This is a genomic window from Arthrobacter sp. TJ-263, from assembly GCF_058269155.1.
The window spans coordinates 127,357-151,743 of record NZ_JBZCNE010000003.1; the positions used below are offsets into that span (position 1 = coordinate 127,357).

A 24,387-nucleotide genomic window follows, 5' to 3' on the forward strand; every position below is an offset into this window, starting at 1 on the left:
CCCCACCGACAGAAGGAACGCCACCGTGCGTGTGCTGATCGATCTGGACGAGCGTCGCTTCGAGTGCGAGGTGGCGCACGCCGCGCCGGCCACGCTGGCCGACCTGGTGGAGACCGCCGGCGGGCCGCGCCTCGCACCCGACGAGTCCGTGTTCGTCGACGAGACCGAGGTCCGCGGTTCCACCCCCGTGTCGGAGCTCGTCCTCCTGGAGGGCAGCCGCGTCGCCCGGGCGCCGTGGCAGGTGCCCGCGCGCATCCACGGCTGGAGTGTGACCCTCGCCGGCGGGCAGCACGCCGGCAGGGTGGTCGACGTCCCGCAGGGGCGCGAGATGCTCATCGGCCGGTCCCCGCACGCGGACCTCACCCTGCCTGCCGAGAGCGCATCGTGGGAACATTGCCGCCTGCGCCGGGAGGACGACGGCGTGCGGGTGCTGGACAGCGGATCGACGAACGGCACCCTCGTGGACGGTGAGAAGGTGGGGGACGACGGCGTCCTGGTCCCCGAGATCGCCACGATCACCGCGGGCGGGACGGTGCTCCTGCTGCGCCGGTCCCTCGACGAGACACCGGCCCCCGCGCCGGGCAGCCTGCACAACCTGACGCCCGCAGCGACGGCGCCCTTCAACCGGCCGCCCCGTCCCGGGAAGGCTCCGGCGGCCGACGCGCTGGTCCCTCCGAGCCCCAAGGACGTCCCGCCGGCCAGCAAGTTCAGCTACATCAGCGTGCTCGCCCCCCTCGTGATGGCCGTGGCCATGGTCATCATCCTGCGGGACCTCCGCTTCGCGATGTTCGCCATGCTCAGCCCAGTGATGGCCGTGGGCATGTGGTTCGAACAGAAACGCCGTCATGCCCTCGGCCTCAAGGACGAGGACGCCCGCTTCACCGGGGCGATCGAGGAGTTCGAGCAGCAGATCCGTACGGCGGCCGAGACCGAGACCGCCCTGCGCCATCGGCTGATCCCCGACCCCGCGACCGTCGTGCGGCGTGCGGCCCTCCCCGCCACCTCCCTGTGGCAGCGCCGCGCCGACGCGGACGACTTCCTGGCCCTGCACGCCGGTACCGGCGACGTCCCGTGGAAGCCCCCGGTGGAGCGGGGAGCGGGCCCGCGGCTGCACGAGAAGGTCAAGGACTCCCTCATGGCCGCGCGCCTGCAGGCCGCCCCCGTGCTGGTGGACCTGACCGACGCCGGCGTGGTGGGCATGGTCGGACCGCGGGAGGGGACCCTGGCGCTGGCCCGGTCCCTCCTCGCCCAGGCCACGGTGCACGTAGGACCGGCGGACCTCACCGTCGGCGTTTTCTGCGACGCCGGGCGCGCCGACGAGTGGGAGTGGGCCTCCTGGCTCCCGCACACGCGCCAGGCCGGCAGCAGCACGGGCCAGCGGTGGATGTCCGCGCACCGCGAGACGAGCCTCGCCATGCTGCGCACGCTCAAGGACACGGTCACCGACCTGCCCACACCGGCCCTGCTGGTGGTCCTGGACTCCGAGGTCCTCACCGAGGGCCGGGACGCCCCGGCCCGCGCACTGCTCGGCATGGGCCGCTCCATGCCCGGGGCCTCCCTGACGGCGCACCAGCGCACGTCCCGGGTGGCGGGCATCGTCATCGCCACCTCGGAGGAGCAACTGCCGGCAGCCTGCACCACCATCATCAGGGTGGGTGCGGACGCGGCGGCCACCGTGGAGCAGCCGGAGGACCTGACCCGCGTGGACGACGTCATCCTCGCCGGTCTCGACGAGGAGGAGGCCCTGCGCTGCGCCATGCGCCTCGCCCGCTTCGACGACCCGGAGCTCAGCGTGCCCGGGGCCTCGCTGCCCGCCCTCGTGCGGCTCCCCCGGCTCCTGGGCTACGAGCGCCCGGACCCGGCGACCATCCGCCGCATGTGGGAGGCATCCCCGGGAGTGTCCACGCCGATCGGCACGGACGAGAACGGGACCCTCACGCTGGACCTCGTCAAGGACGGCCCGCACGGCCTGGTGGGCGGCACCACCGGCTCCGGCAAGTCCGAGTTCCTGCGCTCACTCGTGGCCGGCCTCGCAGCCCGCAACGATCCCACGCGCCTGAACTTCATCCTCGTCGACTTCAAGGGTGGTGCCGCCTTCAAGGCCTGTGAGCGCCTTCCGCATACCATCGGCACCATCTCCAACCTGGACGAGCAACTGGCCGACCGGGCCCTCCTGGCCCTGGAAGCGGAGATGGAGCGGCGCCAGCGGGTCTTCGCGGCGGCCGGCGAGGGCATCGACAACCTGAATGCCTACCTCGCCACGAATCCGGCCGAGCCCATGCCGAGGCTGCTCCTCGTGATCGACGAGTTCGCCATGCTGGCCAAGGATTTCCCGGACGTGCTGAAGGCGCTCGTCAGCGTGGGAGCCGTGGGCCGGACACTGGGCGTACACATGATCCTGGCCACGCAGCGCCCCGCCGGCGTCGTGAGCGAGGACATCCTCGCGAACACGAACCTCCGCGTGGCGCTGCGGGTGCAGAGCCGCGAAGACTCCAGCAACGTCATCGGCGTGCCCGCGGCCTCGGCGATCGGCCGGGCCCAGATGGGCCGGGCCTTCGTGAAGCTGGGGCAGGACGAGATCACCCCCGTGCAGACGGCCCTCGTCACGGGACGCGTACAGGTGGGCGGCGGCGCGGCAGTGGATGTCCGGGAGGTGCGTCGGTTCGGTGTCCCCGTGGCCCCGGCGGCGCCGTCGGCACCCGCGACGTCGGACGAGAACGACCTCGACCTCCTCATCGACGCCGTGGTCGGGGCCAACGCCGACGCCGGCTATGCGCCGCCGCGTCAGGTCTGGCCGGAGGCCCTCGGCGAGCGCGTGGAGCTCGACGGTTTCCTCGCTGAAGGGGACGACGACGGCTCGGCCGACCCGGATCCCCTCCGCCTCCCGCGAGTGGGCGGCGTCCGCGGCTCCTCCGTGCTGGTGACCCTCATGGACGAGCCGGAGCTGCAGCGCCAGTCCCCGGCGGGCTGGGACCTGTCCGCCGGGAACCTGATGCTGATGGGCGTGGCCGGTTCCGGCACCACCACCACGCTGGCGTCCATTGCGCTGTCCCTCGCCCGGGACACCGATCCGGCCGACCTGGACCTGATGGTGCTCGACCTGGGCTCGCGGGCGCTCGAGGCCCTGGAGGGCCTGCCACACACCGTGGCCTACGTGGGGTCCGGTGCCGGAGCCAAGGAGCAGCAGGCCCGCTTCCTACGGCACCTGCACGCCGAACTGGAGCGGCGCCGCGCGGAGCCGGGCACCCACCGCCGCACCGTGGTGCTGCTGGACGGCCTGGCATCGCTGCGGGACGAGCTGCAGGACTACGAGGGGCAGCAGCTGCTGGACCTGCTGTACCGTGCGTACGCCGACGGCCCGGCGCTCGGACTCTCCTTCGCGGTGTCCACCACCCGCGCCAAGGCGGTGCCCTCGGCCATGAACGAGGTGACCCTGCAGCGGTGGCTGTTCCGCCTGGCGGACACCTACGACTACTCCTCCCTCGGCGTCCGGGGCAAGCAGATCCCCGCCGCACTCCCCGGCCGCTGTGTGGACCCCCGCAGCACGCTCCAGATGCATGTGGCGACGCCCGGCATCGGCATCGCGGCGGCGGTGGAACGGGTACGGCAGAACTGGGCCCACGCCCCCGCGAAGTCCCGGGCGATCAGGCGCCTGCCCGCGGACGTCACCCTGCAGGATCTGGGGGTGGAACCGCAGTTGGACGCCGAGCCGTGGCGCATCCCGATCGGGCTCCAGGAGGCGGACCTCTCCCCGGCGTTCCTGGAGGTCTACGAGGGCGAGCACGCGCTCATCGCCGGGCCCGCCCGGTCCGGGAAGTCCACCCTGCTCATGGCTCTCGCCGCAGCCCTGCGGGGGACGGCCACACCCCAGGGGGTGGCCCAGGTCTGGGGCATCTGCGACCGCCGTTCTCCCCTGGCCTCCGCCGCCCTCGACCGGACGGCCGTCGGCGCGGACGAGGTGCCGGCGTTGCTGGCCTCCCTGCGGCTCGAGCGCGGCCCGGTGTTCCTCCTGATCGACGACGCGGAGCGCTTCGAGGACCCTGACCAGTCCATCGCGGGCATCGTGGCCTCCGGGCAGGCGGGCCTGTGCGTCGTCGCTGCAGGACGGGCGGCGGACCTGCGCGGACTGTACGGCCATTGGACCAAGACGGTCCGCAAGTCCCGCCTGGGCGTGCTGCTGCAGCCGGACGTGGACTACGACGGCGAACTGCTGGGCACGGCACTCCCCCGGAAGGCGCCGGTGGCGATGACTCCCGGACGCGGATATCTCGGCGTGGGCGGGCAGGTGGCCCTCGTCCAGTCGATCAGCCCCGGCTGACCGGCACCTACGATGACAGGGGCGCCGACGCGGGTGTCCACGGCAGAGCAGACCGACGGCGTTGGAGAGATCGAGGGAACGGTATGCAACTCGCACAGACGGGCCAGGCACTCGGGGCGTCCTACCGCTTCGGCGAACGGGTGGGCTCCGGTGCGGTCGGCGAGGTATGGACCGTCACCGCGACCGACGACCGCATCCTCGCCGCGAAGGTCCTGCGCCCGGAGCACGCCGACGACCCCTCGCTCGTGGAGCGGTTCGTCCGTGAACGGTCCGTCCTGCTCGGACTGCAGGACTCCTCCATCGTCACGGTGCGCGACATGGTGGTGGAGGGCGCCCGGTTGGCCATCATCATGGACTACGTCGCGGGCGGCTCGCTGCGGGACGTGGTGCGGGAGGCCGGTACGCTGCGGCCCGCAGACGCGCTGGAGGTCACCGCCGAGGTACTCGACGCGCTGGCGTTCGCCCACGCGCGGGGCGTGACGCACCGCGACATCAAACCGGACAACGTGCTCCTCGCCCAGCCCTGGCCCGAGTGGACCCCGGGCGACGTACGGGTCTCCGACTTCGGCATCTCCGACGTCGTGGGCGAGAGGATCCGCCAGACGACCGGCCTCATCGGCACCCCGCAGTACATGCCGCCCGAGCTCATCAGCCAGGGCCGCTCAGGCCCTCCGGGCGACATCTATTCCACGGGGGTCCTGCTCTACGAGCTCCTCGCCGGGCGCACCCCCTTCGCCGGCCCGGGCACGGATTTCAGCGTCGCGTACCGCCATGTCTCCTCACGCCCGCCGAGGATCCCCGTGGACGACGCCCTCTGGGACGTCCTGGCCGGGCTGCTGTCCAAGGACCCCGCGGAGCGGCCCACCGCCCCCGAGGCGGCAGCGACGCTCCGGCGTCTCGCGGCCCGCCTCGCCTCCAGCGCGCCCCTCACGCGCGGGGAGGCCCCGGCAGACTTCGACGACGTCGACCGCCCCGCCACGGTGGTCCGGGGGGCCTTCACGGACGCGGACCTCGCCGCCCTGGCGTCCGCACCGCCCGTGCACGAGGACACGGAGGTCCCGAGCCTCGGGGACGCGGGCAGCGCGACCATCGCCCGCCCCATGCCGCGCCGCGACGTGCGGCCCCTGGCCGAGGCCCGGCCCGAGCCCGAGGAGGCGCCCCCGTTCTGGCGCACGCGCACGGCGCTCCTCCTCGCGGGGACCGCGGTGCTCCTCCTCGTGGGGATGGTCGTCGGGTTCGTGGTCCTCAGCCCTGGAGAGCAGCAGGCCGCCTCGGGCGGCTCCGGCGATCCACTGACCGCCCAGACGCAGGACACCGCGTTGCCCACCGGGCTGACGATCTCGCGGGCTGCCGCCTACGAGCCCTCCTCCGGGCGGGTCCGTCTGACGCTCACCTACGCGGCCCAGAAGGCGCCGCTGTCCGGGGAGTTCCTCGAGGTGGTCCCCGCGATGGCGGAGGGTGAGGCGTGCCCCGCCGTCACCTGGGAAGGTGCCTCCGTGAAGCGCAACCAGGCCTCGATCACCGGGCTCGACGTGGCCTGCGGCTGGACGCTGTCGGACCTGCAGGTCCCGGCGGGCGGGTCCGTCCAGGTGACCGCCTCGGTGCCGGCGCAACCTGCCGACCAGCAGGCACTCGACGCGTGGGTGCGCGGCGGCTCCGAAGCGACGTCGGCCGCGACGCAGGACCCGACCGTCACAGGCACCGCCTACCCCGTCCAGCGCCTGACGGGCGTGGAGGTCCGCACCCCGGCGCGGGTGGTGACGCCGAGCCCCCTGAGAATCACCCTCATCCCGGTGTGGGCCGGGGGCCCGGACGAGCTGAACCCGCTCTACGTCAGTCCGGCAGCCGGCAAGCCGTCACAGATGCTCACCGCCGTCACCGGCGGCGAGCAGGGGATGCGGTTCGCCGACGGCTGCGGCGGTGCACTCGCCGTCGACAGTTCTGGGCTCACCGTCACGGCCCTGCAGATCACGCCCGAGTGCACCGTGCGCGCCAGCGTCGGGAACTTCACCGAGCTGCAGTCGCCCGCCTTCGACATCACGTCTCGGGAGGACGCTGCCAGGTGACGGCAGCAGGGGTTCGCACCTCACCCGGAGCCGGCCGGCTCCGGGTGAGGTGGCGGGGTCAGCTCTCGTCCTCCGCCGCAGCGGCCTTGAGCGCGTCCTTCTCGGCGCGCAGCGCCTCCGTCTCGTGCTGCTCCTCGGCCTTCTCCTGGTGGATGACCTCGGCCAGGAGCTTCTCCATCTCCTTGGCCACGCCCGCGGCCGACGCCGGGTTCTGCCCGGTCACCAGTCGCTCGTCGACGACGACCTTCTCCTCGAAGGCATCGGCGGAGACGTGGGTGGCGCCCTGCTCCTCGAGCCGATCCGCCAGGAAGAACGGGATGACCTTGTCCTTCCCCACAGCGACCTCTTCGTCATTGGTGAAGGCAGCCACCCTCCGGCCCTCGACCAGGCGGAGACCGTTGTCCAGTTCGACGTCCAGCAGGCCCGCTGGTCCGTGGCAGACCGCACCGACCAGGCCCCCCGCGTTGTAGATGCCGGCGACAAGTTTCCGCAGGCCGTCGCTGTCCGGGAAGTCCCACATGGTGCCGTGGCCGCCCACCAGGTAGACGGCGTCGTACTGGCCGGGATCGACGACGTCGACACGGGCCGTGTTGTAGAGGCCCGCCCGCGTGGTCTCGTCCTCGGTGAAGGCCACCTGGATGGGGTCCTTCGTGTCCACCTCGTCGCGCGGTGGCTGGCCGCCCTGGATCGAGGCGAAGTCCACGAAGTGCCCGGAATCCTTGAACACCTTCCAGGGGTGCGCGGCCTCGGCCACGTTGTAGCCGGTCTTCTCCCCCGTGTCGCCGAGCTCGGAAACGCTGGTCAGAACCATGAGAATTTTCTTCATGTAGTGCTCCTTTCGTCCGCTTTCCACCCTACGGGGCTGGTTCTCGCAAGGCGTCACCCGGGCGATAACCTGAACGAATGGCAATCCGGGTGCTCGCAGTGGGCCGCAAGCATGAGAGCTGGGTGTCCGAGGGAATCGAGCGGTACTCCAGGCGGCTGAAGAAGCCCTTCGATCTCTCCTGGCAGCTCATCGCCCATTCGGCACGGGAACACGATGCAGCGCGCAAGGAGGAATCGGAGCGGCTCATCGCCAGGCTCGGGACCGACTACGTGATCCTCCTCGACGAACGCGGCAGGGCCATCGACTCGCCTGCCCTCTCCCGGACCCTGCTGAAACCGCTCGAGGCCTCACGCAGCGTCACGGTGATCATCGGAGGCGCATACGGCGTGGACCAGCAGGTGCACCAGCGGGCCGATTTCACCTGGTCCCTGTCTCCCCTGGTCTTCCCGCACCAGCTCGTACGACTCATCCTCGCCGAGCAGGTGTACCGGGCGCAGGAGATCGCGGGCGGGCGCTCGTACCATCACGAATAGGCCGCCGAGGTAACGATCTCGGTACGACGTGTCGGACCTCTGTGGCGTCGGGGGCCGCGGCCGTAGGGTGAGCCCATGACTACACTGCTGGGGAGCAAGCGTTGGATCGCGGCCATTGCGGCTGCTGGAGCACTCGTCGCCGTGAGCGGCTGCGCGGCGTCGGATCCGGGGGCCGGAGAACCGGCGGCATCGACGTCCGAGACCGCGACCGAAGCACCGACGCCGTCCGGATCACCGTCCACGGAACCGTCCTCGGAGTCGACGGCGCCGGCCACGACACCAGCGCCGGAACCGTCGGCCACGGCCACGGCCTCGCCGTCCACCGCACCCACGACCGCCCCCGCGGACGCTGCGGTCCCCGCGCCGAGCGCGTCGCCGTCACCCGAGGCGTCCACGCCGGCCGTGGCAGGCACCTGCACTGCCGCCCAGCTGACGGGGTCCGTCCAGGACCAGGCGGGCGGCGGTGCCGCCGGGAGCGTGTACCGCACACTCGTGCTGACCAACGCCTCGGATCAGGGGTGCACGGTCGCGGGGTACCCGGGAGTCTCCTCCGTCGACGGTTCGGGCAACCAGATCGGCGCCCCCGCGGACCGGGACGGGACGGCTTCTGCGCCGGTGCTCCTCGCCCCGGGCGGCTCAGCCACGGCCACCCTGAGGCAGACCAACGCCCAGAACTACGGCGCGGACTGCGGCCTCACGCCCGCGACCGGCCTTCGCGTCTACCCGCCCGGCGCCACCGACTCGCTCGTCCTGCCCCAGGCGCTTCCGGCCTGTTCGGCCGCATCGATCGTGCTGATGACGATCAGTCCCCTGCAGCCCGCCGCCTAGTCCTTTCCTGCAGGTCGGCGTCCTGACCGAGTGTCGGTGCGCTGGGGCATGATGAGGGAGTGACGCAGGTACTGACGAGGTTCACCCCCGCAACCCATGAGTGGTTCGCGGGAGCCTTTTCCGAACCCACTCCCGCCCAGGAGGGCGCCTGGTCCGCCATCTCCGCGGGATCGAACGCGCTCGTCGTCGCACCCACCGGCTCGGGCAAGACCCTCGCCGCGTTCCTCTGGGCGCTGGACCGGCTGATCGCCTCCGGCGAGGGCAGCGGCGACGTCGAACCCGAGTCAGCGACCCCCGCCAAGGGCCGGAAGGCCCCGGCGAAGCCGAAGCGCAGCACGCGCGTCCTCTACATCTCGCCCCTGAAGGCGCTCGGCGTCGACGTCGAGCGGAACCTGCGGGCCCCGCTGATCGGCATCACGCAGACGGCGAAGCGCCTCGGCCTGCCCGCGCCCAGCATCACCGTCGGCGTCCGCTCGGGCGACACCCCGCAGGCCGAACGCCGGGCCATGCTGACGCGGCCGCCGGACATCCTCATCACCACGCCCGAGTCCCTGTTCCTCATGCTGACCTCGAAGGCACGCGAGACGCTCCTGGAGGTGGACACCGTCATCATCGACGAGGTCCATGCCGTCGCGGGTACCAAACGGGGCGCGCACCTGGCGGTGTCGCTGGCCCGCCTCGACGCCCTGCTCGAGAAACCCGTGCAGCGCATCGGGCTCTCCGCCACGGTGGAGCCGAAGGAGACGGTGGCCCGCTTCCTCTCGGGCAACGCCCCCGTGGAGATCGTCGCCCCGCCGTCGAAGAAGCAGTGGGACCTGACCGTCACCGTGCCGGTGGAGGACATGACGGAGCTCGGCGGTGCGGCGGCGAACACCGAGGACGACGGCGACGCCGTGCCCCAGGCGAGCATCTGGCCGCACGTCGAGGAGAAGATCGTCGACCTGATCGAGCAGAACCGGTCCACGATCGTCTTCGCCAACTCACGCCGCCTCGCCGAGCGCCTCACCGCGCGGCTCAACGAGATCCACGCGGAACGCCGCGAGCGCGACGCCGTATGGGCGGCGGGCGGTGACCCGGCCGCCGTCGAGCCCGCACCCGCCCCCTCGTTCGCGCACACCACCACGACGCCGGCGCAGATGATGGCCCAGGCGGGGCAGACCACCGGCGCCGAGGCGCTCCTCGCCCGCGCCCACCACGGATCGGTCTCCAAGGACCAGCGCGCCCTGATCGAGGACGACCTCAAATCGGGACGACTCCGCTGCGTGGTCGCCACCAGTTCACTGGAGCTCGGCATCGACATGGGCGCCGTGGACCTCGTGGTGCAGGTCGAGTCGCCACACTCCGTGGCGAGCGGCCTGCAGCGCGTGGGACGCGCGGGCCACCAGGTGGGCGAGGTGTCGCAGGGCGTGCTCTTCCCCAAGCACCGCGGAGACCTCATCAACACCACCGTCACGGTGGAGCGCATGCTCGCCGGGCAGATCGAACCCCTCTACATCCCCACCAACCCGCTCGACATCCTCGCGCAGCAGACCGTCGCGGCCGCGGCGCTCGGCACCATCGACGTCGAGGAGTGGTTCGACGTCGTCAGGACCTCCGCGCCGTTCGCCACCCTGCCCCGCTCCGCCTTCGACGCGACCCTCGACCTGCTCGCCGGACGCTACCCGTCCGACGAGTTCGCCGAACTGCGCCCGCGCATCATCTGGGACCGCGTGGAGGGCACCATCACCGGACGGCCCGGAGCGCAGCGCCTTGCCGTCACCTCGGGCGGCACCATCCCCGACCGCGGACTGTTCGGCGTGTTCCTCGTCGGCTCGGAGGGCGAGGGCCCGCGCGCCGGCGGCCGCCGCGTGGGCGAGCTGGACGAGGAGATGGTCTACGAGTCACGCGTGGGCGACGTCTTCGCCCTCGGCGCCACGAGCTGGCGCATCGAGGAGATCACACACGACCGCGTGCTGGTCTCCCCCGCCTTCGGCCAGCCCGGCAAGCTCCCGTTCTGGAAGGGCGACTCCCTCGGTCGGCCCGTCGAACTGGGGCGTGCCCTCGGCGCCTTCCGACGAGAGATGTCCGGCGCCACACCGGAGAAGGCGCAGGAGCGGTGCGAGAGGATCGGGCTCGACACCTGGGCGTCGGGGAACCTCATCACCTATCTCAGCGAGCAGCGCGAGGCCACCGAAGTGGTGCCGAACGACAGGACGCTCGTGGTCGAACGGTTCCACGACGAGCTCGGCGACTGGCGCGTGGTCCTGCACAGCCCCTTCGGCATGCCCGTGCACGCACCCTGGGCGCTCGCCGTGGGCGCACGGCTCGAGCAGCGCTACGGCATGGACGGATCGGCGATGGCCTCGGACGACGGCATCGTGCTGCGCGTCCCGCTCATGGACGACGAGCCGCCCGGCGCCGACCTGTTCCTGTTCGACGCCGAGGAGCTCGACGGCATCGTGACGGCCGAGGTGGGCGGGTCCGCGCTCTTCGCGTCCCGTTTCCGCGAGTGCGCGGCCCGCGCCCTGCTGCTGCCCCGCCAGAATCCGAGCAAGCGGACCCCGCTGTGGCAGCAGCGGCAGCGGTCGGCGCAGCTGCTCGACGTCGCCAAGAAGTACCCGACGTTCCCGATCGTCCTCGAGACCGTGCGCGAGGTCCTGCAGGACGTCTACGACCTCCCCGCCCTGAAGGATCTCGCGGCCTCGCTCGAACGCCGGGAACTGCGGATCGTCGAGGTCACCACGCAGCAGCCCTCCCCGTTCGCGCGCTCCATGCTGTTCGGCTACGTGGCGTCCTTCCTGTACGAGGGCGACTCCCCGCTGGCCGAGCGCCGGGCCGCCGCGCTCTCGCTCGACCCGACCCTCCTCAACGAGCTGCTCGGCCGGGCCGAACTGCGGGAGTTGCTCGATGCCCGGGTCATCGCCGACACGGAACTCGAGCTGCAGCGCCTCAAGCAGGACCGCCTCGCCCGGGGGCTCGAGGGCGTCGCCGACCTGCTGCGCCTGCTCGGACCCCTGACCGTCGAGGAGATCGCCGAGCGCCTCGCGGCACCCGCCGACGAGCAGGCCGCCGCCTCCGCCCTCGTCGACAGCGCCCCGCCGTCAAACGCGACCCTCCGGGCTGTCGGCGACGGCGCGGACGACGAGGCGTCCCCGTCCGTTGCGTCCCCGTCCGAGGATCCCTCGGACGAGGAGCTGCTCGCCGCGGACGTTCCTGCCACCCCGAATCCCGTGAGGGCCTCACCGGACGTGGTCCGCGGGCACGTGGCCGCCCTCGTGAAGGCCAACCGCGCACTGACCGTCCACATCGGCGGCGTGGAGCGCATCTCGGCCGTCGAGGATGCCGCCCGCCTGCGGGACGCCCTCGGTGTCCCCCTGCCCATGGGCATCCCCCTGGCCTTCATCGAGCCCGTCGACGATCCGCTCGGGGACCTCGTGGGGCGCTACGCGCGGACGCACGGTCCCTTCACGGCCTCCGAAGCGGCATCCCGCCTGGGCCTCGGCGTCGCCGTCGTCGCCGGATCGCTGCAGCGCCTCGCCGGCGCCGGCCGCGTGGTCGAGGGCGAGTTCCGCCCCGCCGAGTCGGTGCCCGTGCTCGACATCTCGGCGGCATCCGGCGCCGAGCCCGGCACCATCACCGTGCACGCGCCGGCCGCCAGCGAGTGGTGCGACGCCGAGGTCCTCCGGCGCCTGCGCCGCCGGTCGCTGGCCGCCCTCCGCCAGGAGGTCGAGCCGGTGGACCCCGCCGCCTACGGGCGGTTCCTGCCCGCCTGGCAGCACATCGGCTCCGGCCTGCGCGGCCTGGACGGCGTGGTCACCGTCATCGACCAGCTCTCCGGCGTCCCTATCCCCGCCTCGGCGTGGGAGCCGCTGATCCTCGCCCAGCGCGTGGCGAACTACGCGCCTGCCATGCTCGACGAGCTGACGGCCACCGGCGAGGTGCTGTGGTCCGGCGCCGGGTCACTGGCCGGCAACGACGGCTGGATCGCCCTGCACCTGGCCGAGAACGCCCCCCTGACCCTCCGCCCCGACCCCACCTTCGAGCCGACGGCCCTCCACACCGGGCTGCTCGAGCTCCTCGCCGGCGGCGGTGGGTACTTCCTGCGGCAGCTCACCAACCAGCTCGACGTGCAGGAGGCGACGTCGGACACCGCCGTCGTCACCGCGCTGTGGGACCTGCTGTGGGCGGGCAGGATCAGTAACGACACGTTCTCCCCGGTGCGCGCCCTCCTCGCGAACGGCAAGACGGCCCACAAGCAACGACCGGTCCCGGCCCGCGCGCGGACCTCGCGGGCCGGGCGGCTGGGCCGTGCCCCCGGCAAGTCGTTGACCGGGGCCTCGATGCGCCTGAGCGTCGCGGGCGACGACGCCGCTACCGGCGGCTACCAGCGGGCCACTCCTCCCCTGGCCGCCGGCCGCTGGAACATGCTGCCCGCGGTCGAGGCGGAGACGACCCTGCACGCCCACGCGCAGGCCGAACTGCTCCTCGACCGCTACGGCGTCGTCACGCGCGGGGCCGTCGGCAACGAGGGCATCCCCGGAGGGTTCGGCCTCATGTACAAGGTGCTGGCGCGGCTCGAGGAGATGGGACGGTGCCGGCGCGGCTACTTCATCGAGCACCTCGGCGCCGCGCAGTTCGCCGTGCCCGCCACGGTGGACCGCCTGCGCTCCTTCAGCGCCGACAACCAACTGCCCACCGCCCAGGACGTCCTCGGCGGGGAGGCTCCACCCCTGAAGGCGGTGGCCCTCGCGGCCACGGACCCGGCCAACCCCTACGGCGCGGCGCTGAGCTGGCCGCAGGCCGACGGCGGTCACCGCGCCGGGCGGAAGGCCGGGGCGCTCGTCGTGCTCGTGGACGGGGCGCTCGCACTGTACGTGGAACGGGGCGGCAAGACGCTGCTGGCTTTCACCGAGGACGTCGACGTCCTGCGGGCGGCAGCGCTGGCCCTGGTCACCATCATCCGCCGGGGGGCCGCGGACAAGATGGCCCTCGAGAAGGTCAACGGCGGCGAGATCCTGGACACGGACATCGGGCGAGCGCTCGCCGACGCCGGCTTCTACACGACACCGAGGGGACTGAGGATCCGTGCCTGAGGGGGATACCGTGTGGCGCGCCGCCCGCGAACTGCACCGCGCCCTCGCCGGGAAGACCTTGACACGCTGCGACATCCGCGTGCCCCGCTTCGCCACCGTGGACTTCACGGGTGACACCGTGCAGGAGGCGGTGTCCCGCGGGAAGCACCTGCTGATCCGGGGCGGGGGCGACGACGGCTGGGACATCCACTCGCACCTCAAGATGGAGGGCCTCTGGCACGTCTACGCCCGCGGGGAGAAGTGGCGGAGGCCGGCGTTCAAGGCGCGCTGCATCCTGGAGACCGAGGACGCCGTCGTCGTCGGTTTCGAACTCGGCTTCCTGCGGGTGATCCCCCGCGCCGAGGAGGACGACGCCGTCGGATACCTGGGACCCGACCTGCTCGGCCCCGACTGGGATGCGGAGGAGGCGTTGCGGCGGCTGAGGGAGCAGCCGGAGCGGCCCATCGGCCTCGCCCTGCTCGACCAGCGGAACCTCGCGGGCATCGGCAACGTCTACCGGTGCGAGCTGTGCTTCCTCGCCGGTGTCCATCCGCTCACCCCGGTGGGCGAGGTGCCGAACCTGCCGCGCATGGTCGAGCTGTCCAAGAAGCTCCTCGAGGCGAACAAGGAGCGCAGCACCCGGGCGACGACAGGACAGCTCCGCGGCAACACGCTCTGGGTGTACGGGCGGTCCCGACGGGGCTGCCTGCGCTGCGGCACGCCCGTCGCGCTCGAACAGCTCGGGGACAAGGAGACCGAACTGCGCGAGCTCTACTACTGTCCGCACTGCCAGCCGCGATTGGATGCCCCTGCCGGCGCGGCATTACCCTGACCAGGTGGACGGATTCGGACGGGTGATGCGCTGATGGCGATGAGATCACCCCTGCCCGTACGCAACGGCGTCAACGCGACACGGCTCCGCCTGCCGGCGGAGGGTCCGTGGGAGACCGCCCTCGACTACATCCTCGACCGTTTCGACCACGTGGATCCCGAGGGCATCGGCGAGCGCTTCGACCGCGGCGAGGTCGTCGCGCTGGGCGGCGAGGTCCTGACACGGTCCACCCCGCTCGGTGAGCACACCTTCGTCTGGTACTACCGTGAGCTGCCGGTCGAGGAGCGGCTGCCCGTGGAGCTCTCCATCCTGCATCAGGACGATCACCTGCTCGTCGTCGACAAGCCGCACTTCCTGCCGACCACGCCGGGCGGCATGTACGTGGCGGAGTCCGCCCTCGTGCGGCTGCGCGTGGAACTCGGCATCCCGGACCTGATCCCCATGCACCGGCTGGACCGTATGACGGCCGGCATCCTCATGTTCTCCGTCGATCCGGACACCCGCGGCGCCTACCAGCTGCTCTTCGAGAACAGGCGCATCACCAAGGAGTACCGGGCCGTGGCGCCCGTCCGGCCGGAGCTGCGGCTCGACGACGAGCCGCAGGACGTGCGCAGCAGGATCGTGAAGTCCCGGACCTACCTGCTGGCCCAGGAGGTCGAGGGACCGGCGAACACCCACACCACGGTGAGCCTGCTGGATCAGCGCGCGGACCGCGGCCTGTACCGGCTGCAGCCGCACACCGGGAAGACCCACCAGCTCCGGCTGCACATGGCGTCCCTCGGGCTCGGCATCGTCAACGACCCGTTCTACCCGGTGCTGCACCCGCAGGCGCCCGACGACTACACCCGGCCGCTGCAGCTCCTCGCGCACAGCATCGCGTTCACGGACCCGGTGGACGGCACCGAGCGGGGCTTCGAGTCCGGCCTCACCCTGGCCTGCTTCGCCTGACCCTGCCCTGATCCGTACCGACTCCCGACCGGGTTCTCCACGGGTTCTCCACCGGGTGCGGGACCGTTTTCTCGACCGTGTTCGTCCCCTGGCCCGGACCGGTTTCCTCCCGGGGCCCCGGCGGTGCCCCGGGTCCGGACGGTACATTTGCGGAGTGGACCTGCCCGGAACGGACATCCCCGACCCGCTCTACCTCCTCGTCATGTTCGCCGTCGTCGTCGCCGATGTGGTGCTCCCCGTCGTGCCCTCCGAACTGCTCGTGATCGGCGCCGGCACCATGGCCGCCGACGGCATGCTCCTGCTGCCCGTCGCGGGCCTCGTCGCATGGGCCGGCAGCTGGCTCGGGGATGTGGCCCTGTTCCTCCTGTTCCGGCGTCGGCTCACGCATGTCCTCGACCGCTTCCGCTGGGGGCGCCGGGTCCACCGGGGGCTGCGTGAGGCCATCGCGAAGGCGGGCTCGTCGCCCACCTACGCCGCCGTCGTCGCCGTGCGCTTCCTGCCCGGCGGGCGCACCGCGAGCGTCTCCGCGGCAGGCATCGCCGAACTGCCCCTCCGCCCCTTCATGCTCGCGGCGGGCACCGGAGGGGCGCTGTGGACGGCATGGCTGGTCGGCCTCGGCTTCGTCGCGGGCGCTTCGACCGGGCTGCCCGCCTGGATGGGCGCGCTGCTCGGAATGGTGGTCGGTACGCTGGTGGGAGCCATCACGGCAGCAATCATCGCCCTGAAGAGACACCGGAAGGCCAAGAACGCGCATGAGCACCCCGAAGAACCCGGGTCCGAGGCTCCCTGACAAGCCGGTCAGGCCTCCGACCGTCGCACAGGAAGCTCCCGCCGCCCCGCGCTCCTCGGAGTCGACGGGTGTCCTCGAACGCCTCAAGGCCGCGCAGCCACGGGGTGCCGGTGCTGCCGACCACGACGGGCCCGACCGCCCGGCCGAGGCGACCACGGCGGCGAGCGAAGGAAGGTCCGGCGGCGTGGGGTACGGCGCCTCACGCGCGGACGGCCACGACCGGGCCGATGCCTCGCGCGGCCCGGGTGCCGCCGGCAGCAGGAACGACCCCAGCGGCGGCACCCGCACCCTCGATGCGCCCACCGGGGCCGAGGGCAGCAAGGAGATCCCGAGCCGCCAGGGCAGCGACGACGGCGGCGCGGCTGCCGCCGAGCGGCTCCGGGTCGCGGCCGTCCGGGCGAGGGCAGCGGCCGTCCGGGCGAGGGCAGCGGCCGTTCGTGCGAGGGAAGCGGCCGGAGTGACCGGCCGGGCCATCCACCACGGCAGCAGCGCGACGGCCCGCCAGGTCTCCTCCTGGGACCGGGACGTCGTCCGGCAGGTGGTCGTGACGGTATGCGCCCTCGCCTGCATCCTCGGGTCGGCGGCGGGTGTCGGCGCCTTCGGCGGCCCGTCGATCCGGGACGCCGCCGGCGGCCTGTTCGCCCCGGACGCGACGCTGCTGGCGCCGTCGTCGGCGGCCTTCTCCATCTGGAGCGTGATCTACGTGGGCCTGGTGGCGTACACGGTGTTCCAGTGGCTGCCGTCGCAGCGGAGGACAGACCGCCAGCGGGGCCTCGGCTGGACCGTGGCGGCCTCCATGCTCCTCAACCTCGCCTGGATCCTGAGCGCACAGGCCGGCCTGCTGACCTTGAGCCTCGTGGTCATCATGCTGCTCTTCTTCGCACTCCTGTCCGCCGTCCGGACCATGAACAACCACCCCAACGAGACGCGGCTCGAGGGTGCGCTCGTGGATACGCCGATCGGTCTCTACCTGGGCTGGGTGCTCCTGGCGGCGGCCGCGAACTGGGCGGCGTTCCTCACGGCGACGGGCGCGGACCTCTTCGGCTGGTCCGGTGTCGCGTGGTCCATCCTCGGGATCACGGCCGTCCTCGTGACGGCCGCCATCATCTGCTCGACGGACCGCGGACGCCTTGCCGTGGCCGTGGCGACCTCGTGGGGGTTGCTGTGGATCGCCGTCGAACGGGTGCTGGGCGAGCCGTTCGCGATGAACCTGGCGTTCTTCACCGTCCTGGCGATCTTCCTGCTGCTCATCACGGCAGGCTCGCGCCGCCACCGGGTGGACCACGAGTATCGGCACTGGCTGCGGGCGCAGCAGGACGCCCGGCGCGAGCCCGTCCACCTGGGGGGCGGCGACTACGAGGACTCGCGCTACTAGCCGGGTGGGCGGGCGCGGGGCTGAGCCCAGCGCCGGGCTCAGCCCGTGTTGCGCATCCCCGCGGCGACGCCGTTGATGGTGATCAGCATCGCGCGCTGGAGCGGCCCGTCGGGCTGCCCGCCGTCGGCCTCGGACCGCACACGGCGCAGCAGTTCCACCTGGAGGTAGGAGATCGGGTCGAGGTACTGGTCGCGCACCGCGAGGGACCGCTTGAGGACCGGCTGGTTGTCGAGCAGTTCGTGTTCACCCGTCAGCTGCCTGATCTCGGCGAGCGTGAGTTCGTACTCCTCCCGGATGACCCCGAACAGGTGCTGCAGGTCGTCCGGCACGAGGGCCTCGACGTAGTGCGCGGCGATCTCCAGGTCCGTCTTCGCGAGGGTCATCTCCACGTTCGACACCACGGTGCGGAAGAAGTGCCAGCGCTCCAGCATCTCCGCGAGCAGTCCCTCATGGCCTGCCTCCCGCGCAGCGCGCAGTCCGGAGCCGACGCCGAACCAGCCGGGGACGATCTGCCGGGACTGCGTCCAGCCGAAGACCCACGGGATGGCGCGGAGCCCAGCGAGGCCGCTGCCCGAATCCGGCCGCTTGGCGGGACGCGAGCCGATGTTGAGCGAGCCGAGCTGCTCCACGGGCGTGGAGGCGAGGAAGTACGCCGGAAGGTCCTCGTGGTCGATCAGCGAGCGGTAGCGGGCGAACGCGGCGTCCGACACCGTCTCCATCACCTCCGCCCAGCGATCCCGCTCGTCGTCCGACGAGCGGGGCGTGCGGTGCAGTGCGGAACCCTGCATGACCGCGGCCAGGGACAGCTCGAGGTTCTCCCGGGCGAGGGCGGGCAGCGAGTACTTGTCACTGATGACCTCGCCCTGCTCGGTGAACTTGATCTCGCCCTCGAGGACACCGTTGGGCTGGGCGACGATGGCGTCGTACGTCGGCCCGCCACCCCGGCCCACGGAACCGCCGCGGCCGTGGAACAGGCGAAGCCCCACCCCGTGCTTCGCGGCGACGTCGCGGAGGAGCCGCTGCGTCTTGTGGATCTCCCAGAGGCTCGTGAGCACGCCCGATTCCTTGTTGGAATCCGAATAACCGAGCATCACCTCCTGCACGTCACCGCGCAGGCGCACCACCTCCCGGTACGTGGGATCGGACAGGAGCGTGTCCACGATCCGGGCGGAGACCCGCAACTCGTCGACCGTCTCCAGGAGCGGCGCGAAGCCGATCTTCGCGAACGCGCCGGAGTCGGCGCCCCCGGAGCCGTTCCCGACGACGTCGACCAGTCCGGCCTCGCGGGCCAGCACCACCGGGGCGAGCACGTCATCCGCGCCGCGCGTCATGGAGACGATGTAGGTCTCGATGACGTCGGGGCCGTAGGTCTCGAGTGCGGAGGCGATCTCGCGGAAGACGTCGAACGTGCGGCGTGCGGCGTCGTCGAGGGGAGGGTTCGCCGTCGCCAGCGGACGCCGGGAGGCCAGTTCGTCCGACAGCGTGCGGAGGCGGTCGGCCCGGGACAGCTCGAGGTAGGGGACCTCCAGCTCGCCGAGCCGGTCGGTCAGCTGGGCGATCACGTCGTGGTGCATGTCGGCGTGTTCGCGGATGTCGAGGGTCGCGAGGTGCAGCCCGAAGGACGAGATGACGCGCGACGCGGTGGCCAGGGCGCCGTCCGCGGCGAGGCCCGCCGCGTGCTCCCGGAGGGAGTCCCCGACGAGCTCGAGATCCGCCAGCACCTGTGCGGTGTCGTTGTAGTCCCGGCCGGGCTCGTGCGCCGAATGGTTCTGCACCCGCGCGGCGGTGTTGAGGAGCTTGGCCTTCACGCAGGTCAGCTTGAGCCGGTAGGGCTCCTGGGCGTTGAGCTCGAGGATCCGCTTGTCCAGCCGGGGGAGGTTCGCCAGGTCGCGCTGGATGGATGCCGTCAGCTCCTCGGACGCCGCGACGATCGCGGTCGAGGACGAGAGCGAGGAGATGAGCCGGTCGATGAAATGGATCGCGATGCGGACGGCCTGCTGGTTCTGGATCTGCAGGATCTCGCGGGTCACGGCCGCGGTGACATTCGGATTGCCGTCACGGTCGCCGCCGATCCACGAGCCGAACCGGAGCGGGGCCCCCTCGGCGGGCAGCGCCACGCCTTGCTCGGCGAGGAGGTCGGAGAGATCCTCGAGCAGTTCGGGCATGGACGTGGTGAGGATTCCGCCGAGATAGTAGATGGCGTTCCGGGCCTCGTCGATCGGCGTGGGCCGGACCTGCCGCAGTTCGTCCGTCTGCCAGATCAGGTCGATGACCTCGGCGAGCCGCCGGTCCTGACGGCGTCGGCGCTGGGAGCCCTCCGGCGTGGCCTCCGCGAGGATGTCCGACAGGAGGCGGAGCTTGTCCAGGACCGACCGCCGCGACGCCTCGGTGGGGTGCGCCGTGAAGACGGGGCGCACGTCGAGGGAGGCGACGACGCCGGCGAGCGCGGCGGGACCGGCGTCGGACGCGATGCGGGAGACGGTCTGCGCGAGCCAGCCGTCCTCCTCGGGCCGTGCACGCAGGCCGCGCACGCGGTGGACCTGCTCCGCGGCGTTGGCCAGGTGGAAGTAGGCGGCGAAGGCCCGCACCAGGTCCGTCGCCTGGTCGATGGGCAGGTCCGCGAGCAGCTCGCGCACGCGACCGGCCAGCTCCGCGCGCTCACCGGCGTCGCTGACGCTGCCCGATTCCTTGGACTGCTTCGTGAGCAGGCGGACGCGTTCCACGAGGTCCAGCAGCTCCTGCCCGTGCTGCCGCACGAGGGATTCGCCCAGCAGGGTGCTGACACGCCGCACGTCGGCCCGGAGTTCGGCACTGACGTCTCCTCCCGCATCGCCGAGCCGGTCGCCGACGGGTGGGGCTGTCACTTCGAGGGGCACTGTCACAACGGCCTGCTTTCAGGTCACGGAAAACGGGCGTATACGGCACTGGATACGACGGATGATGGTCGGATTTTACCCGGCGATGTGGCGCCGACCTCACCCGGTCCGTCATGTGAAGCGGCCCCGGCCGGTGCACCCTGCCTCATGCCCGGCGATCAGCGCAGGGGCAGGGCGACGACGACGACGAGTGCCAGCGCACCGAGCAGCGCCACGGCGGCCGTTGTCCCCAGGACGCCGACGACGTCGGCCTCGATCCGCCCGACGCGGATCCCGCGGGCGCTGCGCCGGTAGCGACGGGCCTGCCCGGCGGTGATGGCCAGGGCCGTCGCGGCGGTCAGCAGGGTCAGCCCGAGGGGGAACCAGCCGTAGCGGGGCACCCAGCGGAGCAGGAGGACGCCGGCGACGACCAGCGCGAGCATGGTGCGGTTCCAGGCCAGCGTCGTCCGTTCGGGCTGCAGCCCGGGATCGGCGTGCGGTCTCGGGACCGGGTCCTCCTGCGGCGTGTGCACGGTCAGGCGTTGCCCAGGACCACGACGAGGAACGCTGCGGCGACGAGGGCGCCCCCACCGGCGAGGACGGGGACGAGGATCGACAGGGGCAGCGGGGCCTGCCGGCGCATGGCCCGTTCGACGGCGAGCCAGCGGACGCCGGCCGCGACGGCCAGGACCATCGCGAGCAGCAGGAGCACGACGGCGAGCGCGGTCCGGACCGGGCTCGCGAACGTGTCCGAGGTGAAGGCCTCGACGGCGACGCCCCCGGCGAGGAGCGCGAGCGCCGTCCGGATCCACGCGAGGAACGTCCGCTCATTGGCGAGGGTGAACCGGGGGTCCGGCTCGGTCCCGCCGCCGAGGATCCGCGCGGACCAGCCCCGGCGGCCGGGGGGCGAGGCGCCCTCGATCGCGGGTGCGCCGGCTGCCTCCGGGGCGGGTTCGGACGGTTCGTCCCTCGATGACCTCACGGGCCCATGGTAGGGCCGGCCGACGGCGGCGGGGTGTCCTGCCGTGCCGGTGGACCTCCATCCGCCTGCGCCGGTGGTCCTGGGCGCAGGGACGTTTTGCCTTTTCACGCCATAGTACGGTTGGCTGGGAAGCCGCCGATCGCCCCCCACCGTCGAGGTCCACATGCATCAGCCGCAGGAAGGTCCGACGACCCGGTCGGGCCGAATTCCCGCGACACCCCAGGCCCGACGTCGCGTCCTGATCGTCGCCACGGGCCGGGATCGCGGCGCACTCGCGGCCGCCCGCGCCTTCCGGCGCGCGGGCTGGTACGTCGGCGTGGGAACCCCCGAGGGTGGGGGATCGCTCGGCGCGTCGGCTGCCTGCGACACCACGTTCCACGTGCCGCGTCCCCGTGACGGGAGCTCCGGCTTCATCGAGGGTGTCCGTGGAGCGGCGGAAGCAGGGGCCTTCGACGTGGTCTTCGGCGGAGGGGACGACTGGATGGCAGCCCTCGCCGCCTACCGGTCGCAGATCCCCGTCCCGGTGGCGCACCCGGACTTCGCCGTCGTCGCGACGGTCCTGGACAAGCTCAGGCTCGCTCAGTTCGCCGGGAAGGCCGGGCTGGCGTCGCCTCACACGGAACTCGCCACGGACGAGGCCCTTGCGGGCTGGTCCGGGCCGGTGGTCGTGAAATGCAAGGAACACTGGGCGCCCCAGCAGACCCATCCGCTGCGCATCGAGGCCAAGCTGTTCGGCTCCCCCGCCGCCGCACGACCCCAGGTCGAGAGGATCCGGGCAGCCGGGGCGCAGGCGATCCTGCAGGAGCCGGTCGAGGGGACGCTCGGAGCGCTGATCGGCGTCTTCCACGGAGGCAGGCTGCTCGGCCGCACCCAGCAGGTGTCGACGCACCTGTGGCCCACCCCCAACGGCGCCTCGGCCCGGGCGTCCACCGTCACCGTCGACGAGGTGCTGGTCGGGAAGGTCGAGTCGATGCTCCTCGACATCGGCTGGCACGGCCTCGTCGAACTCCAGTTCCTCACCGGCGACGACGGTGTCCCCCACCTGATCGACTTCAACGGACGGTTCTACGGCTCGCTCGCGCTGGCCGAGTCCGCGCGGCCCGGCCTGGTGCACAACTGGGCGCTGGCCGCGATCGGCGCGGAGCCGTCGTCCCTCGCCGACGCGACACCCGGGAAGCGCTACTCGTGGCTCACCGGCGACCTGCGGCGCGCCCGCATCGAACGGCGTCATGGTCTCCTCCGCGATCTCGCCGACAGCATCCTCTGGTCGACGCGCGCACGCCACAGCATCTGGGATCCCCGCGATATCGGCCCCTCGGTGAGCCTGGCGCTCCGGCGGTTCCGCCGCCCCTGAGGATCGGCCGGAGCCGTCACCGCCGGCGCGCGGCCCTCACCATCTCGAGCGGCACGAGCCGCTCGGGCGCACGCGCGAGGACCAGGCCTGCCACGTACACGCCGAGGATCACGGTTCCGACCAGCGTGCCCTGGACGAGCGGGGAGGCGCCGTCGGTCGCCGCCAGGACCGCTGCTCCACCCACGGCGGCAGCAGTGCCGATCGCCGCGGCGCGTGCCACGAGGGCGAGGGCAGACCGGACCTCCACCGCCGCGTGCCGGCGCGCGAGGAGCCAGGCGTTCGCGACGGCGGCGAAGACGAGCGAGGCCGTCGTCGCCAGTGCGATGCCGGCCACGCCCATCACCGGTGCGAGGAGGATGTCACCGACGACGTTGATGACCATGGCGGCGAGCGACACGAGGACCGGCGCGCGTGAATCACCGAGCGCATAGGACGTGCTGACCATCACCTGCCGGACCCCCATCGCGACGAGGGCGGGTGCGTACCAGAGGACCGCGACGGCGGTGGCGCCGGCGTCGTCGGCCGTGAACTCCCCGCGTCCGTAGGCGACGAGCGAGAGCGGCAGCGCCGCCACCATCAGCACGATAGTCAGCGGTACCAGGATCGTGACGGTGACGGACAGCCCGCGGGACACGAGGCGCCTGACCTCCTGCACGTTGCCGGCGGCCGCCCCGAGCGCCGGATAGAGCGGCACGAGAAGGGAGGCGATGAGCAGGGTCTCCGGCAGGTTGACGAGGCGCCAGCCGTAGGACAGGGCCGTGATGGCGCCGTCGCCCAGGGTCGATCCGACCGCCCGGTCGACCAGCGAATTCACGTTGGCGATCGCACTTCCCACCAGCAGCGGCGGCATGAGCCGCGCGATCTCCACGAACCCCGGGTGCCGCACCTCCCACCGGGGCCGGACGCGCAGACCGAGTGCGTGCAGGGGTGGCAGCTGCAGCGCCAGTCGCGCAGCGGATCCGACCACGAAGCCGACGGCGAGCGCCTGGATCCCGTACTGCGGGCCGAACAGTCCGGCCGCCCCGATCATGATGATGTTGAACGGCACCCCCTGCAGCGAGGACCAGACCACCCTGCCGTGGGCCTGCGCGACGGCAGCCAGGAGGTCGGTGCCGGCGATCAGGACGGTCGCCAGCAGCACGATCCTGGTCAGGGTGACGGTGAGTTCTGCCTGTTCGCCCTCGAACCCGGGCGCCAGCACCGCCGTCACGGGGGCCGCGAGGATCCCCACGACGACGGCACCCAGCCCGAGAACCACCATGGTCACGGTGATGGCGGTGTCGAAGCTGCGGTGCCCGCGGCAGCGCGGACCCTCGGCAGCGACCTCGCGCGCGATGACGGGGGTGACGGAGCGGGCCATGGCGTAGGCCACCAGACCCAGCACGACGTTCATGAGTCCCTGCGCCACCAGATAGGCGTCGAGGGACGGCCCCGCGCCGTAGACCGCGGCGATGACGACGTCGCGCACGAAACCGAAGACCGTGGAGACGGCCGTCAGGGCGGTCACCACGACGGCGGCACGCGAGACGCTCACCCGACCGCCTCCCGATGTCATGCCCAGCCAGAACCTCGATCATTCAAGCATGACGGCCGTCTGGAGGGCGAAACGGGTGATCCCCGACCCCGCCA

15 protein-coding genes are annotated in these 24,387 nt (G+C 72.2%); 10 read left to right on the plus strand and 5 right to left on the minus strand.

What is annotated here, in order from left to right; all coding sequences use genetic code 11:
• The first annotated feature begins 25 nt into the window (after window positions 1-25).
• Both AC4D2F_RS14715 and AC4D2F_RS14720 read left to right on the plus strand, forming a co-directional pair.
• Window positions 26-4,318, plus strand: coding sequence for a type VII secretion EssC family protein (locus AC4D2F_RS14715; protein WP_490911203.1), 4,293 nt, complete (start codon window positions 26-28; stop codon window positions 4,316-4,318).
• 83 nt (window positions 4,319-4,401) lie between these two features.
• Window positions 4,402-6,384, plus strand: coding sequence for a serine/threonine-protein kinase (locus AC4D2F_RS14720; protein ID WP_490911205.1), 1,983 nt, complete (start codon window positions 4,402-4,404; stop codon window positions 6,382-6,384).
• A 58-nt stretch (window positions 6,385-6,442) separates the two neighbouring features.
• Here the strand turns inward: AC4D2F_RS14720 and AC4D2F_RS14725 are convergent, their stop codons facing one another.
• A complete protein-coding gene (locus tag AC4D2F_RS14725; protein WP_490911207.1) occupies window positions 6,443-7,210 on the minus strand; it encodes a type 1 glutamine amidotransferase domain-containing protein in 768 nt (255 codons plus the stop codon).
• Between the two features lie 77 nt (window positions 7,211-7,287).
• Here AC4D2F_RS14725 and AC4D2F_RS14730 point away from each other — a divergent pair, with 77 nt between their 5' ends.
• The 7 genes from AC4D2F_RS14730 (at window position 7,288) to AC4D2F_RS14760 (ending at window position 17,567) form a co-directional block, all read left to right on the plus strand.
• Window positions 7,288-7,743 carry a 23S rRNA (pseudouridine(1915)-N(3))-methyltransferase RlmH gene (locus AC4D2F_RS14730; protein WP_490911208.1) on the plus strand — a complete coding sequence of 152 codons (456 nt, stop codon included), beginning with the start codon at window positions 7,288-7,290 and terminating at the stop codon, window positions 7,741-7,743.
• Between the two features lie 75 nt (window positions 7,744-7,818).
• Window positions 7,819-8,571 carry a DUF4232 domain-containing protein gene (locus tag AC4D2F_RS14735; protein WP_490911210.1) on the plus strand — a complete coding sequence of 251 codons (753 nt, stop codon included), beginning with the start codon at window positions 7,819-7,821 and terminating at the stop codon, window positions 8,569-8,571.
• Between the two features lie 59 nt (window positions 8,572-8,630).
• Complete coding sequence (locus tag AC4D2F_RS14740; RefSeq protein ID WP_490911211.1) at window positions 8,631-13,643, plus strand: Lhr family helicase; 5,013 nt, start codon at window positions 8,631-8,633, stop codon at window positions 13,641-13,643.
• On the plus strand, window positions 13,636-14,454 hold the full coding sequence (locus tag AC4D2F_RS14745; protein WP_104167036.1) for an Fpg/Nei family DNA glycosylase: 819 nt from the start codon (window positions 13,636-13,638) through the stop codon (window positions 14,452-14,454). Before AC4D2F_RS14740 ends, AC4D2F_RS14745 begins: the two co-directional genes overlap by 8 nt.
• 39 nt (window positions 14,455-14,493) lie before the next feature.
• The gene (locus AC4D2F_RS14750; RefSeq protein WP_490911212.1) at window positions 14,494-15,402 is read left to right on the plus strand and encodes an RluA family pseudouridine synthase; all 909 of its coding nucleotides are present in this window, start codon (window positions 14,494-14,496) and stop codon (window positions 15,400-15,402) included.
• 154 nt (window positions 15,403-15,556) lie between these two features.
• Complete coding sequence (locus AC4D2F_RS14755) at window positions 15,557-16,192, plus strand: DedA family protein (RefSeq protein ID WP_258069811.1); 636 nt, start codon at window positions 15,557-15,559, stop codon at window positions 16,190-16,192.
• Complete coding sequence (locus AC4D2F_RS14760) at window positions 16,155-17,567, plus strand: TspO/MBR family protein (protein WP_490911213.1); 1,413 nt, start codon at window positions 16,155-16,157, stop codon at window positions 17,565-17,567. Before AC4D2F_RS14755 ends, AC4D2F_RS14760 begins: the two co-directional genes overlap by 38 nt.
• 38 nt (window positions 17,568-17,605) lie before the next feature.
• Here AC4D2F_RS14760 and ppc read toward each other — a convergent pair whose 3' ends face one another.
• The 3 genes from ppc to AC4D2F_RS14775 all read right to left on the minus strand — a co-directional run bounded on the left by ppc (window position 17,606) and on the right by AC4D2F_RS14775 (window position 21,344).
• Window positions 17,606-20,431 carry a phosphoenolpyruvate carboxylase gene (gene ppc / locus AC4D2F_RS14765; protein WP_490911214.1) on the minus strand — a complete coding sequence of 942 codons (2,826 nt, stop codon included), beginning with the start codon at window positions 20,429-20,431 and terminating at the stop codon, window positions 17,606-17,608.
• 170 nt (window positions 20,432-20,601) lie between these two features.
• Window positions 20,602-20,955 carry a DUF202 domain-containing protein gene (locus tag AC4D2F_RS14770; RefSeq protein WP_104167040.1) on the minus strand — a complete coding sequence of 118 codons (354 nt, stop codon included), beginning with the start codon at window positions 20,953-20,955 and terminating at the stop codon, window positions 20,602-20,604.
• A 2-nt stretch (window positions 20,956-20,957) separates the two neighbouring features.
• Window positions 20,958-21,344, minus strand: coding sequence for a YidH family protein (locus tag AC4D2F_RS14775; RefSeq protein WP_258069912.1), 387 nt, complete (start codon window positions 21,342-21,344; stop codon window positions 20,958-20,960).
• Window positions 21,345-21,567: 223 nt separating this feature from the next.
• Here AC4D2F_RS14775 and AC4D2F_RS14780 point away from each other — a divergent pair, with 223 nt between their 5' ends.
• Entirely contained in the window at window positions 21,568-22,758 is a 1,191-nt protein-coding gene (locus AC4D2F_RS14780; protein ID WP_104167044.1) for a hypothetical protein, read from the plus strand.
• A 16-nt stretch (window positions 22,759-22,774) separates the two neighbouring features.
• Here the strand turns inward: AC4D2F_RS14780 and murJ are convergent, their stop codons facing one another.
• Window positions 22,775-24,292: a murein biosynthesis integral membrane protein MurJ gene (gene murJ, locus AC4D2F_RS14785; protein ID WP_490911215.1), complete on the minus strand. Its 1,518-nt coding sequence runs from the start codon at window positions 24,290-24,292 to the stop codon at window positions 22,775-22,777.
• Between the last annotated feature and the right edge of the window lie 95 nt (window positions 24,293-24,387).